This window comes from Pseudoruegeria sp. SK021 (assembly GCF_002119405.1).
Taxonomy (GTDB): Bacteria; Pseudomonadota; Alphaproteobacteria; order Rhodobacterales; family Rhodobacteraceae; genus Meridianimarinicoccus.
In genome coordinates, this window is the sequence record NZ_MTBG01000054.1 from 1 (window position 1) to 13,052 (window position 13,052).

The 13,052-nt window shown below is 58.3% G+C and carries 12 protein-coding genes and 1 pseudogene; 4 read left to right on the top strand and 9 right to left on the bottom strand.

Annotated features, from left to right (window positions below; translation table 11 throughout):
* On the bottom strand, window positions 1-837 hold an 837-nt coding region (locus tag BV911_RS17415), incomplete at its 3' end, for a tyrosine-type recombinase/integrase (protein WP_240512346.1).
* Window positions 838-1,064: 227 nt separating this feature from the next.
* Between BV911_RS17415 and alaE the strand changes: the two genes are divergently transcribed.
* On the top strand, window positions 1,065-1,490 hold the full coding sequence (gene alaE, locus BV911_RS17420; RefSeq protein ID WP_086054859.1) for an L-alanine exporter AlaE: 426 nt from the start codon (window positions 1,065-1,067) through the stop codon (window positions 1,488-1,490).
* 204 nt (window positions 1,491-1,694) lie between these two features.
* Here the strand turns inward: alaE and BV911_RS17425 are convergent, their stop codons facing one another.
* Both BV911_RS17425 and BV911_RS17430 read right to left on the bottom strand, forming a co-directional pair.
* Window positions 1,695-1,979 carry a hypothetical protein gene (locus tag BV911_RS17425; protein ID WP_086054860.1) on the bottom strand — a complete coding sequence of 95 codons (285 nt, stop codon included), beginning with the start codon at window positions 1,977-1,979 and terminating at the stop codon, window positions 1,695-1,697.
* Between the two features lie 247 nt (window positions 1,980-2,226).
* Window positions 2,227-2,949, bottom strand: a complete 723-nt coding sequence (locus tag BV911_RS17430; RefSeq protein ID WP_086054869.1) for a hypothetical protein — start codon at window positions 2,947-2,949, stop codon at window positions 2,227-2,229.
* Between the two features lie 276 nt (window positions 2,950-3,225).
* Between BV911_RS17430 and BV911_RS17435 the strand changes: the two genes are divergently transcribed.
* On the top strand, window positions 3,226-4,656 hold the full coding sequence (locus BV911_RS17435; protein WP_371588326.1) for a DUF6880 family protein: 1,431 nt from the start codon (window positions 3,226-3,228) through the stop codon (window positions 4,654-4,656).
* A gap of 52 nt (window positions 4,657-4,708) precedes the next feature.
* Here the strand turns inward: BV911_RS17435 and BV911_RS17440 are convergent, their stop codons facing one another.
* From BV911_RS17440 to BV911_RS17465, 5 genes and pseudogenes are all read right to left on the bottom strand, one after another.
* Window positions 4,709-5,287, bottom strand: coding sequence for a YARHG domain-containing protein (locus BV911_RS17440; protein ID WP_086054862.1), 579 nt, complete (start codon window positions 5,285-5,287; stop codon window positions 4,709-4,711).
* Between the two features lie 241 nt (window positions 5,288-5,528).
* Complete coding sequence (locus BV911_RS17445; RefSeq protein WP_086054863.1) at window positions 5,529-7,361, bottom strand: TniQ family protein; 1,833 nt, start codon at window positions 7,359-7,361, stop codon at window positions 5,529-5,531.
* 1,095 nt (window positions 7,362-8,456) lie between these two features.
* A pseudogene (locus tag BV911_RS17455) lies at window positions 8,457-8,953 on the bottom strand (transposase); the annotation flags it as partial.
* Window positions 8,857-9,075, bottom strand: a complete 219-nt coding sequence (locus BV911_RS20110) for a hypothetical protein (protein WP_240512345.1) — start codon at window positions 9,073-9,075, stop codon at window positions 8,857-8,859. The pseudogene BV911_RS17455 and the gene BV911_RS20110, both read right to left, overlap by 97 nt.
* 41 nt (window positions 9,076-9,116) lie before the next feature.
* Window positions 9,117-10,298 (bottom strand): MFS transporter, encoded by a 1,182-nt coding sequence (locus tag BV911_RS17465; RefSeq protein WP_086054866.1) that lies wholly within the window; start codon window positions 10,296-10,298, stop codon window positions 9,117-9,119.
* An 84-nt stretch (window positions 10,299-10,382) separates the two neighbouring features.
* Here BV911_RS17465 and BV911_RS17470 point away from each other — a divergent pair, with 84 nt between their 5' ends.
* Complete coding sequence (locus tag BV911_RS17470) at window positions 10,383-11,279, top strand: LysR family transcriptional regulator (protein ID WP_086054870.1); 897 nt, start codon at window positions 10,383-10,385, stop codon at window positions 11,277-11,279.
* A gap of 207 nt (window positions 11,280-11,486) precedes the next feature.
* On the opposite strand, the gene BV911_RS17475 is transcribed toward BV911_RS17470, so the two are convergent.
* On the bottom strand, window positions 11,487-11,900 hold the full coding sequence (locus tag BV911_RS17475) for a helix-turn-helix domain-containing protein (protein WP_168184126.1): 414 nt from the start codon (window positions 11,898-11,900) through the stop codon (window positions 11,487-11,489).
* 102 nt (window positions 11,901-12,002) lie between these two features.
* Here BV911_RS17475 and BV911_RS17480 point away from each other — a divergent pair, with 102 nt between their 5' ends.
* Window positions 12,003-12,749, top strand: coding sequence for an SDR family oxidoreductase (locus BV911_RS17480; protein ID WP_086054868.1), 747 nt, complete (start codon window positions 12,003-12,005; stop codon window positions 12,747-12,749).
* Window positions 12,750-13,052: the final 303 nt, after the last annotated feature.

The window sequence follows — 13,052 nt, forward strand, 5'->3', positions numbered from 1 at the left end:
CGTCAGTTTTGTATGGCCCAACAGAGCCTGGATCACCCTGATATCGACGCCGCGTTCCAGCAGGTGGGTGGCAAAACTATGCCTTAACGTGTGCAGCGTGACCGGTTTTGTGATCCCAGCTTCCCGCGCGGTCTCTTTGAACAGTCGCGATATCTGTCGCGCCGAAAGGTGCTTGCCACAATAGCCAGGAAAGAGGATCCGATCAGGCCCGGGCACATCCTTGTCCTGACCGGTCGGCCGCTCTTTCCACCAGTCGCGCAGAAGGCCCAGAATATCCGTAGGCAGCATGACGTTACGATCTTTGCGGCCCTTTGCTTGAACGATCCGAATAATCTGCTGGGCGCTGTCGATATCGCCCACCTTCAGCCGCACGACTTCGCCAGCACGCATCCCGCACCCATAGGCCAGCGATAACATCACGCGGGCCTTCAGGCTGGGAGCCATAGCCAGAATGCGTTTGATCTCCTTTTTGCTCAGCACGAGCGGCACCTTCACCGGCTCTCTAAGGCTGAAAATCTCGGCCACCAGATCGTGCCGTCGAAGCGTCACACGGAAGAGGAACTTCACCCCGGTCATCGTTTGGTTGCGCGTGCAGATACTTGTCCCGCTCTCGACCAGATGCTGCTGGAAATACTTCACATCATCCGGCGTCGCAGTCTCCGGCGAGCGCCCAAGCCAAGCCGCAAACCGCTTGCATGCGCGCAGGTGGCTGGTCTGCGATGCTGGGCCGAGATTGCGCCCTGACATATCCGCGATCATACGGGCACGAAGGGGCGTCATTGGGGTTGATTGCTGAATGTTCATCGGAATGTCCTCTGTCAATCGAGGCAAAATCACCTCGATCAACAGCACACACCCGACACCCAAAACCGCGCAACAAATCCCGGCTCAGCGCAACACCCGCCACAAGCGCCCCTATCGCGGAGCGATTTAGTGCTCGAGCCCATATTACCTGATGCTGCGCGATGCGGGAAAGTCAGCTTGGCCGACTTCTACCGTTATTCAAGGCAAGCTGGTTCGAAGAGCAGGTGTGTTAAGGAGTTCGAGCTGCTAAGTGGCGACTCATGCGCTTACTGATCATCGACACTCTGGCAACGATCATTTTTTTCACCATCGTGGCTACGTTCTCTGAATTGATTATTGCCGGAATGGAGCCATCTAAAGTCTTGGCAACACGGCTACTCATGGTGCCGATCATGATCATGACTGGACGGCCCTATACCGGGTGGCGCGATTGGCTTGTAAAGCAGCTTAAACCGCGAAATCGCTGGAGCGCTGCTTTGGTCGATATCGCCGCTTTCCTATCATTTCAGGCCCCAGTCTACGCGGCAACGCTGTTGATCGCTGGCGCAGATCTGGGGGAAATCACTGCTGCGATCGGGTCGGCAGTCATATTCATGATCATTCTTGCGAGGCCGTTCGGACTGTTCGTCGACTGGGCCAGAAACACTTTCAACATAGGTTCGAAAAAGCGGCCGGAAACAACTTAGCTACAGCGTACCCACAGCGCAAACGAAAGCGGACCTCGAGGTGCAACGTCGCGAACGGCAGCTTCGTCCGCACACCACCAGCTCGCAACGACTTGATGTTGCGCCCGCATCGAATGGCCGGAGTGCGGGCCGTGACCGCAGCAACATGGTTGGTGGTGAATGTCGGCTATCCCCAAATCAAAAATATATTGGGTTCTATAAGCTCTAACTACCTGCGTCGCGGCCATTCTCGATGCCGCTGAGTTCGCCGGATGTTTCCTGCGCTGCATCATCGTCGTGACGGCCTGCGTCACCTTCCCATGTGCCTTCGCTGCGCACGGCGTCTTTTATTTCGGGGGGTAGTTCGCGGGCGAGGTCTGCGACAGGTGGGTCGTCGCGATCAACGGGTTCCATGCGAAGGTCACGCTCTTCACCCGGAGATACAACCGTCAAGTCCTCTGTTTCGGCTGTGGATTCAGGCTGCGTGCTGTCGGTAGTTTTATCGGCCATAGTCAATCTCCTTTGCCGGCGAAACGCCTGCGAAAGGGAAGGGTTCCTTCCTTACGGGGCAGTCGCCTGTCCGCCACCGAAAACATCCTGCGCACTGCTTGATCTTTGCCTGCCCAAAAATGCTGCGCGACAACACGAACGGCAAGTTCAGGGAAGTTGCGCCTCAGCGATGGGCGACTTGGTGAAGGTCCGTTGAGAGCCGTGATTCACAATCAGCGGTACGTCTTGGGTACAGCAAAAACCAATCTCATTGAATTGATATCGGTCGCAGCCGGTCATCGGTGTCAAGGCTGAGTGCGCTGCGCCAGAGCGGGGTCTTGAACAGGTGGCACACCTGCTTTCCGACGCCGTCTTCACGGGTTTCAACTAGAAATCCCGCCCATTCGAGCGGCCGCAGCACGCAAGATGAGAAGGTCGCCATGTCACGCCACCCCGCGGTGTGCCAATCTTGCGGCTCATCGTAGAAGGTTTCGAACAAAGCAGCCTCGGTCGTCCCATGATTGGCCTCTACGTTAATCACGTTCAGCCAAACGTCCCAGTTCCCGAGGGGGTGGTCGTCGAAACGCGCATAGGACGCGTGATCGATCCGGAAGACAAAGTATGGGATCAGCTCGGCAAACAGGCGGCCAGGGGCTTGTGCCAGCTCTGTGCCACGCTTGGTTAGCCGAAACTCACCCTTGAAGTGACGTCCCAGCCGCAGCGAAATCAGCAGGAAATGCAAAACTTCGAGCGGGGGAAACTCATATTCGTTGATCACCTTGTTGTAGCGGAACATTTCTTCTGCGCTTTTGCCTGGCCAGGCGAAATGCTCGACCGCCCAATGGACAAAGACACGCTTGAAGGCCTTGGTTTTGGTCAGGCCGATTGATCCGTGCTCATGCGCGTATTGCAGAGTTAGAAGAGCGCCCCGAAGCAGTGGCGAATGCGCGAGGTCGGGATGGTCATCGGCGAGGGAGTTAAATTCGATCATGTCAGGATGCTGCCACAGACCGCGCGGCAGTTCCAGAATGACCGCGCGCATTGAATTTGCCGGTTGGCGAATTATTGGCGTGCAGCGGACTGCCGGTTTGACAGTCGGCGCACAGCATGCCGGCTGCCTGCTAAAGATTACCTCAGCGCGATCCCTGCGACTTCTTCTATTTTCTCGATGAATGCGACCCGTCGGTCGTTATGAGTTCACCGATGGGTAAAAAAACGGTAATGCGCCAAAAGCAAACAATTGGAGCGACCTGTGGCGCGGAAAAGCTTGAACAAGAAAAATCTGATGGAGCTTGGCGCTGCTGCCTTGGCCGATTTGCTTTTGGAAGCCGTGAAAGGTGATGCGGCGCGACAGCGACAGGTTCGCTTGGCATTGGCAGGGGATCAGGGTCCGGAGGAAGCCGCCGTCGATGTCCGTAAACGGTTTGCTTCGATCCGGCGCGCAGGCAGTTTTATCTCTTGGAAAGGGCAGAGGGCGTTTTGCAAAGAACTGACCGGTCTCATCACGTTGATCGAAAAGACGATCGCACCAGAGGCCCCGGATACAGCCTTCGATTTGTTGTGGTCATTGTTGCTGCTGGCCCCGGACATCCATGCGCGGACCGACGACAGCAATGGCGCCATTGGCGAGGTCATGGATTGCGCCATGCAAGCCATCGAACGGATCGCGCCTCGCCTGTCCCGTGCGCCGGTCGAGCTTGCGGATCGCGTCTTCGAGGCATTGGCGGATAACGGTTATGGCGCGTTTGATCAGGTCATCCCAGCGTTGGCCGAGGCGCTTGGTCAGCAAGGGCTTGATCGATTGAAGGACCTAGCAGAAGCGGTGTCGGCGATGCCGCTTACAGACGGCGAATTGGCCCAGTACGATTTCGTCCGTGATCCAAAACGGCAGGCTGATATGGCGCGGGAGAGCCGAAATCGCTCTGCCGGGATGATCTTGCAGGATGTCGCCGATCTGCAAGGCGATGTTGATGCGTGGCTCGCACGCTATTCTTCGGAACAACTGACGTTCCACACCATCGCGCCAGACGCTGCGCACCGACTGCTCGCCGCAGGTCGAGCAGATGAGGCCCTGAGCATCGTTGCAAACGCGCGCGCGCGCGACGACAGAAAGAACGACTGGTTCGACTCTTCTGACTTGGATGAGGCGCATTTTGCATGTCTCGAAGCGCTAGGACGCGAGGAGGACCTGCGCCGGGCGCTCTGGGATCGGTTTGAGCAACGCCTTTGCCCGGACGCGCTGCGCCGCCACCTCAAACACCTACCAGATTTTGAAGACATCGATGCGGAGGACCGGGCGAAGGCAATTGTACGGGATCATGCGAACCGAGAATTGGCGCTCGCATTCTTTTTGCAATGGCCGGACATGGCTGAGGCCGGGAGACTGGTCGAGACGCACGCGGACGCGTTCGACGGCAACGCTTATGAGTTACTCACCCCGGCCGCCGCGGCGTTGGACGGCAAGCATTCACTGGCGGCAACCCTGCTGCGCAGATCGATGATCCTCTTCGCGTTGGAAGCTGCCCGGTCCAGTCGCTATGGCCACGCCGCCAAGCATCTGGCCGCATGTGCAGCCGCGGACGCCGAGATCGGCGATTACTGCGGGCATCCCGACCATAGTACATTCGTTCGAGCCTTGGAGCGAGACCATGCCCGAAAGACCAGCTTTTGGAGCCGGATCGATCGCCCGCAACCGTGAAGCCGGTGAATACCGCAACCTTTTTGTTCGCTCGCTTTGGATGAATTTCCTCTCAACCTGCCCAGTCGGCGCAAGATTGCTCAAAGTTTGAGTTGCTGAAGTTAACCCAGCCGATCACGCTTTGTCCCCCAACGGCGATGACCGTCCAGTCTCCTTCGCCGATCCATCCGAACCCGATCCGATCGCCGACATTTATCTGTCCAATCACCTGAGCTCCCGCGCTGTAGCCATCGTAATACGGCAGCGGTGCTCCCGCCCATGTGCAGGCTGAAGCGCCATTATCTGGTAGCGCCATGTCACGGAGCCTGCGCAGGCCATCCATGTTCGGCACGTCCAGCCAAGTTTGGCCGGTGTTCACCTTACAGCCGATTTGTGCCTCCAGTGCGCGGATCCTCTCTACTTGGCGGGTGTTCTCTGCGCCCAACGCCACATTCGAGCCGTGGCAATTCGCGTTGTCGAACAGCGCTTGGCCAAGAGGTGAACCGAAACAATAGCCAGCCCGGTCCATAATCAGGTTGCGCGAAAACCAGAGTTCATTGCATTCCTGTTCTCCATACTCCCACACATCTGCGGATGCGGGCAGTACCGGCAACGCTAGAGACAGTACAAAGAACGCGCGTGAAAGTGCCATGTGGCCAACCTTTCCGATAGTTCATGAATACAATCAGAAAAGCATGCGCCGTCCTATTGAGTCGGTCAATCATGCGGATCGCTCGAACCAGTTAGTTCCTTACGTGAGGGAATTCACGTTTCCAGCATGGGCTTTGCAACAATTTCGTTTCCATTCCACCACTTAAAACGTTTCCTTCTGGATCGAACACGTGAGCGAACCGCACCGTGCCTTCATATGACGATGGAGGACGACTGACGTTTCATCTGCGTCCAAAGGCAGCGTTGATCGTGTCGCGCTCATAGAGCGCGCCATAGTCTGATCCGTCCGGTGAAAACGGCAGCACGCTTTTATCCGCCAGACGCACCCTGAGAGTCTGCCATGGCATAGCAAGCTCGACGGCCAGCGCCCGCAGCGTCACGAAGCGCGCGTGGAAGGCGGCGATGTCAGCGGGAGCCAGAAACCGCTGGAGCGCTCCGGTTTTCGGGTGCCGTGCTTGCGTTGAGGGCGTATGCCCGTTCCGCACGAGGCGCATCGCCGGGGATGCCTTGAGGCCACATTGCCTTGCAAAAATCTCGATGCTGATGCCGGGGGCCTCTGGTCGATCAATCAGGCGCTCTATCTCGTCATGAGTGACGAGGATTGAAGCATAGCCATCCCGGGTCATGTGCTTGCCGACCCTTTGGATCTTGCGCGCCTCTAGCAGTGCAAGGATGCGTCCGGGCGGAATTTTGAGCCGCTGTGCCGTCTTGGCGATGTCTCCCCATTTATGCATCGGGACATAGATGGGTTCGGCACCCGTCAGCAGACCTTCCAGATACTTCCGTGATGCACGGACGTCCCAGAGAGGCTTGTGGTCGCCTCCGTCCACGGAAGGCGGAAAATAGTTGTCGTTCCGCAGAAGGCCGAATTGTGACCGGGATATGCTCAGGGCTTCCTGAAAATCCTTAGCTGAGACGAGTGTATCGATTTTGTCGAGATAGGGCTGGGCGCTGGCCATGTCGAACAGTTCCCACTGATCGTCCCGTCCTGTCTCCCGCGGTCGAACGAGTTTGGCATCCACCAAGAGCTTGCGTAGGCGGCGGGAGTCCATGCCCAGCTCGCGCGCTGCCGTACGGACCGAATGGACCTTTCGCTCGAGCACTGGCTCTCCCATAAGATCATCACCTGGTCCCAGCGGCCATGTGGTCGCGATATGGTCCCGCAGCAACGCCCGGAATGGTGCATACTCGTCGCTCGGCAGATCAAAAGCCAAGCGCTCGTAAAGATCACCGAACTTCTTCTTCGGACCGTCGGTCGGCTCACCGATAATGGCCTGCAGTTCTCCAAGCACAGTGCGGATGCTTTCTTCGCCCTGACTGGCATATTGAAAGCCCACGTCGAAGCTCATCCACGCATCCTCGGGTTTGAACTTCATCCATTTGGGAATCTTAGCCGCCCAGGCAGCGCGGCCCAATAGCTCGCAAAAATGCGCCGCGGGATAGAGCGCGAACTGGTCGAGCCATGTGTCCGAACGGGCATTTAGGAGGCGTGCCTCTATCCAGCGGTCAAAGCCGCTCGGAACGCGTCGGCCTTGGTCGTAATCTCTGGCAAGAATTTCAGGAGCGATTTCGGCCATTTTGGCGGTCACATCGTAGCGGCCGGTCTTCGAGGTCTCTTTCCACAGCTGGACTAGGGAATGATTGTGCTCCAAGCAAATCGTGACCGGGCGGAACAGCCAGTGACCGCGGATTGCCATGGAAAGTTCGGGGGCGTCGGGACTCGTCCGGGCATCTTCGCACAGGCAGACAGGACAGCCTCGCAAAGACGTTTGCTTGACGGCCCTGGCATGCAGGCTGTGGCCGCGGAACGAATGCTGTCGGCCGCCAATGTGGACCGGTGTCCAGCCTTGCAGTTCCAGAACATCCACGCCGCAAAGCGCCGCGAGTTTCGCCACATCGTCAGTGTCACCGTCCGTAATCCTCGCGAACGACAGGCCCATATCGGTGGCGAAGCCGGCAGCTGTGACTCCGTTGAGAGCCGCAACGCGCGAGGCGAAGGAAAATGCCGGTTCGCGGGCGATGAGTGTGGGCGTGAGCGAAAGTTGATTGATCACGTAATCGACTTGTATGGGTCGTCTTCTTCATCGTTTTCCCGATCACCTGGCCGCTCGTTAGCGATGGGTTTCAGCAGATGTTGGGGAATGGGCGGCGCAGATTCAACAAATTTGCGTACGCTCTCGAAATCAATCTCTGTGGATTTGATGCTCCGGCGGTATTCTCTGATGCTAACGACGGTCGCGCCGAGACCCACTGCCACAGCGCTTAGCACGAGTAGAGCTTCTCCCGATGTCATCCGAGTCATTTCAGGGTCACGACCGAACCGCTGCGGTCTGGGATATCTAGAATGTCAGGTTGCGTCACGAGGTTTTCCCTTGGAACATGGGCCTCGACGTGAGGCCTATGTTCAGGCTGTTTGGGTTCGTTTTGTTAGGGCTTATCAGGTTTCACGAGAGAATCTCAATGCCCTGTTCCAGGAACGGTTATTACGCAATGCTATGATATAAAGCAGTTATTCGCATTTTGATCGAAGCGACTACATCGCTGTGTGGCCAGTGGTTTGCGGGCATTTCGGGTGCAAAAGTTTCGATTTTTCGCAACGTAATGCGAACAAGGGGGAGAGCAGGGCAGCCAATTCGTCGCAGGCTATCCACCATGCAAGACGCAAAAATGAGCGGTTTTATGCGATTTTTCTTCGCTGAAGCGGGGGGCTTGTGCGTCACGCGCCGGTATCAGCGGCGCGCATAAAGCTGGCCTTTCAAACTTTCCCATAAGGTCGAACATTTAAACTAAACGGCATTTGGCACGCCGATATGCAGGCGCGCAGTGGTCACATCCGTCGGTGTCGGGGTGTATTGAACGAGCCGGGTGAAGTGGTCCTGAATTTTCGGAAAGGTTTGTGGCTCAGCTAAGGAGATGCATCCGGGTTACGTCCGTAGAAATTCATCACCTCGCCTAGAAAACCTTCACCTTTTCATCAATCACATAGATTTTCTTCACTCACGTGGCGCTGATGCACAAATTTGAAACGGTTCGCAGTGCCGGGGCGCTCAACGCCGCTCCATCTAAGCCCAATCCATATTGCACCATCTTGTATGGAATTCCCACAATGCGACGATCAATTGCATCGCGCCACGGCATTGTTGCAGAACTCACGCGTGAGGCGAGATTGCCCCTTTTCCCCTCGATTTCAGTCCACGGGGGACGATCTCGGCGGTGCCGAGCGCTTTGAAACGGTTCAGGAGGGCGGTGCGGAGCTCACCTCGGTCTCGGTGGCCTGGCGTTCGGGGGCTCTGGCGGCGATGCGCTCTCCGAAGGCTTTGGGGCAGTGTATCTTCGCCTCGATCCGGCTTCGGGTGCGGTATCCCGTCCAGCGCTTCCAGAAGTCTCGGCCATGGTGCCGGGTGGCCCGCAGAGTTTCGTTTCTGGCGATTGCGGCTGGGCCGTCTTCCTTCCACATCCGCCCGGTCTTGCGGATCGGGATGATCGGGACCGCGTCGCGCGCGAGGATCGCGGCGTCGCAACAGCGCGTGTCATAGGCCCGATCGGCGGTCACGGTGCCGATAACTTCTTCCTCGGCGATCTGTTGCAGAAGACCAGGCAGAACGGGGCTGTCGCCGTCGCGGTTGGAGGTGACCTTGACAACTCGATCCGGGCGCGGCGTTGCCCAGCTTCAGACCAGTCGCGGTCCAGCGGCAATTCAATGCCGAAGCTCAGGCGGTCTTTGTAAATCAGATTGAGGGCAGACATGATACGAACCTCCAGTTTCATGATTTGCCCCGCGCATTAAAGATACGGCGGGGCAGGTGAGGTTATTCGGCAGCAACAGCTTGGGGTGTTGTTGCGTTCAAGCGACCAGACAGGCGCACCAGAACGATCCCGACAACCACCACACCAGCGGCGATGTAAGGCGCAGCGGCAAGGCCGATGCCTTCTACCACAAGTCCACCAGTCCATGCGCCGCCGGCAATGCCGAGGTTGAACGCACCGATGTTCAGACCAGACGCCACATCAACCGCGCCGGGCGAGACTTCGCGTGCGATTTGCACGACGTAAGACTGCAGCGGCGGCACGTTGGCGAAGGCAAAGCCGCCCCAGAAGGCCGCAACCGCGATGGCCGCAACTGGGCTGGTGAGGAACGCGCCGAGGGCGACCAATGATATCGCAAGGCCAGCAAAGATCACCGTCAGGGACGGCAGAGCACCGATACGGTCAGCCAGTTTGCCGCCGGCGATATTCCCCACGGCAACAGAGGCACCGTAGAGCAAAAGCACAAGGCTAACCGCACCCGCAGACAGGCCCGTGACTTCGTTCAGCATCGGCGCAAGGAAGGTGAAGGCGATGAAGTTGCCGCCATAACCCACAGCCGTGATCAGATAGACCAGCAGAAGGCGCGGCGAAGTCAGCACCTGCAACTGGGCCTTGATCCCGGCTGACGCGGTCTTGGTCAGATTGGCGGGCACCAAGATGGCAGACGCGATGAAACCGATCACGCCAAGCGCGACAACGCCAAGGAAGGTCGACTGCCAGCCGAAGTTTTGGCCGATGAACGTCCCCAAGGGCACACCCGTCACAAGCGCGACAGTCAAACCAAGGAACACCAGCGCAATGGCTGAGCTTTCCTTTTCAGGTTCCACAAGATCGGTCGCGATGGTCGAAGCGATGGCAAAGAACACGCCGTGGGCCAGACCCGTAATAAAGCGCGCAGCGACAAGGCTGCCATAATCCGGCGCAAAGGCGGCATAAGCGTTGCCGAGCGTGAACAGCGCCAGCAAGAGCAACAACAGCGTTTTGCGCGGCACGCGGTCGGCCATGGCGGTCAGTACCGGCGCGCCAATGGTCACGCCAAGCGCATAGAGGCTGACCAGCAGGCCAGCGGAGGGGATAGAAACGCCAAGATCGGCGGCAATGGTGGGAAGCAAGCCGACGATAACGAACTCGGTCGTTCCGACGGCGAAAGCGCTGATGGTTAGCGCCCAAAGGGCAAGTGGCATCGGGTTTCTCCAGTAAATTTGATGTCGACGCCGTATATGCCAGCCGCTATCTATTGCGAGAACAGACAAGTTTGGAATGGATCATTGCAGAAACTGCACGAATTGCTGCGCATGGGGGATTTGGCTGCCTTTGTCGGGATCGTCGATGATGGCGGCTTTGCTGAATCCGCGCGGCGCAGGGGGGTGTCTGCCTCCACGCTCAGTCGTTCGGTCACGCGGTTGGAAGAGCAGTTGAAGGTCACATTGCTGCGCCGCACCACGCGATCCATCGAGATCACTCCCGAAGGCGCCGCCGTTGTGGCAGAAGCACGCGAAATTCTGGACCGCAGCGAAGCCCTGCAAGAGATCGCAACAAGCGGACAGGCCCCCGCCGGACCACTGCGTGTGAACGCACCTGTGCCTTACGTCCTGCATGTTCTCGCCCCGCGCCTGGCTGAGTTTCACGCGAAGTATCCGGACATCCAGCTGTCGATCGACATGACAGACACGCTGGTGGATCTGATCGGCAGTCACGCGGATGTAGCCATTCGGCTGGGCCAGCTGCCTGATAGCGACATGCTGCACCGCCCCTTGGGGCGAACGGATTGGAAATTGGTGGCGACCCCGGAATACCTCGATCGCAACGGCTGGCCTGAAACACCCGCCGACCTTGCGCAGCTGGAGCAAGTTCGGTTCGCGGCACCGGATCATATCAACACCCTGCGCTTTGCCGGTCTGTCCACCCCCGTGTCGGTGCCTCCCGCCCTGACCGCGGGCAATGGAGAGGCCGTGCGCCAGTTGGTATTGGGCGGCCTGGGCATCGCGCGGTTTTCCGATTTCATGATCGCAGACGACATCCAAGCCGGGCGTTTGATTGAGCTGTTTCCGGACCAGCTCGACGTCGCGCCTTTGAATATCTCAGCGCTCTACCTGACCCGCGTCTCGGGCCTTCGGCGACTGGGGGTCTTTCTTGATTGGGTGGAGAGCATTAGTGGAGGCTGAGTTATGCGAGCGCGCTTTCAGCATGCATGACGATTCCGAGCAAAGCGTGACCGCAAAAAAATTCTTTCCAACAGTGTTATATGATGTCCGCTTCCTGGAAGCTACACTGCAGCGGTGCGGTGCCATGCGAACGGCCGCTCAGGGCGGGTCCCGATAGCGTTTTTGAGCGCGCCGATGTGTCAGTGTCAGCAGCAGGCTCCTTTCTCATCAGTACTTGGTTTTGGCCTCGCGTCGTTCCGTATAATCGCTGCGCGCAAGTTCGATCCGTTCGTAGTTTTCCTCGGCCCACAGCCATACGCCGCAGAAGGCCTTGCTAAGCCCGAGGCCAAGGTCCGTAAGCCGATATTCCACCTTGGGCGGAACCACCGCATAGACTGTGCGCGTCACCAGCCCGTCGCGCTCCATCGCGCGCAGGGTTTGCGTCAACATCTTCTGACTGATGCCACCGCAGGCGCGGCCCAGTTCTCCGAAACGGCAACATTCACGCTCGGTCAGAATTTCGACCAGCAGCATGGTCCATTTGTCGGCTACCCGGCCGATAAGCTCTTCGACCAGCCGATCCACTTTCGGATCGGTATCCGATAGATCCCGCAATTCCTGCCTTAACGTGTCATCAGTCAACCGGCATACTCTCTTTTGGGTAAGTATAAATCTTTTGGGTGCCTTCTTTCCCAAAGTTAGCACGTGGGACATATCCGGACCAGACACAGGAAAGGACAGATCATGGCGCTTATCAATCGTACCATCCTTATCACAGGCGGCAATTCCGGCATCGGCCGCGCACTGGCTGAGGCCCTGCAAGCGCAAGGCAACCGCATCATCGTGACCGGGCGCAAGACCGACAGTCTGAACGCGGTGCTCGCGGCAAACCCAGGCATGGTCGGCTACAGGCTGGACGTCATGGATCCCGCCGTCCTGACCGATTTTCCCGCACGCGTCATCGCGGACCACCCGGATCTGGATACGATCATCCTGAACGCCGGGATCATGGAGACCGAGGATTATACCGCCGCACCGGTTGCGCTTGATGTGGCGCACAGAACGATCGCCACGAACGTTACGGCGCCCATCGAACTGGCCGCCGCGTTGCTGCCGCACCTGCAGACCCGACCGCAGGCGGCGCTGTTCACGGTTTCCTCTGGACTGGCTTTCGTGCCCAAGGCGGGCAATCCGGTCTATTCCGCCAGCAAGGCCGCGATCCATTCCTGGACGCAATCGCTGCGCCATCAGTTGCGCGACACCTCGGTGCGAGTCCATGAGATCGTGCCGCCGCTGGTCGCCACCGAACTGACGCCGGGCCAGTCGCAGGTGGCCGCCGCCATGCCGCTGGACGCGTTCACACAAGAGGTGGTGACCATCCTGTCTCAAACCGTGATCCCTGATGAAGTGCTCGTGGATCGGGTCAACTTTCAGCGTCGGGCCGAGGCCGATGGCCGCTTCGCCGCAGCTTTCGCCACGATCAACGCTTGACGGGCAGATTGTTAGGCACTGCCGGTAGATTTGGAGCGCCTGTGCTGTTTCATCGAAGGCTCGGCGAACTGCACTGCAGCATGCCAGTCAATGCCGAAGGACCGGAGAGGGCCGTCCGTGTCGAAACCGCATCCTATGCGAGCAATAAGCCTTCCGCGTCTCCGCGTGTCAGCTTTGATGCAGGTTTCTCGGACGCCTTGCGCGTCGTTTGAGTGACGCGGATCGTTGCTTGGCGTCGGAGAAGCGCTCAAGCGGGAAATCGCGGGGTGGGGCTTGGTGGGGCGTTTGTTGCTATGGGGATTT

Coding starts and splice junctions, on each gene's coding strand:
- alaE (WP_086054859.1), top strand. CDS start 1,065: ATGCGCTTACTGATCATCGACACTCTGGCAACGATCATTTTTTTCACC.
- BV911_RS17425 (WP_086054860.1), bottom strand. CDS start 1,979: ATGGCCGATAAAACTACCGACAGCACGCAGCCTGAATCCACAGCCGAA.
- BV911_RS17430 (WP_086054869.1), bottom strand. CDS start 2,949: ATGATCGAATTTAACTCCCTCGCCGATGACCATCCCGACCTCGCGCAT.
- BV911_RS17440 (WP_086054862.1), bottom strand. CDS start 5,287: ATGGCACTTTCACGCGCGTTCTTTGTACTGTCTCTAGCGTTGCCGGTA.
- BV911_RS20110 (WP_240512345.1), bottom strand. CDS start 9,075: ATGAAACTGGAGGTTCGTATCATGTCTGCCCTCAATCTGATTTACAAA.
- BV911_RS17465 (WP_086054866.1), bottom strand. CDS start 10,298: ATGCCACTTGCCCTTTGGGCGCTAACCATCAGCGCTTTCGCCGTCGGA.
- BV911_RS17480 (WP_086054868.1), top strand. CDS start 12,003: ATGGCGCTTATCAATCGTACCATCCTTATCACAGGCGGCAATTCCGGC.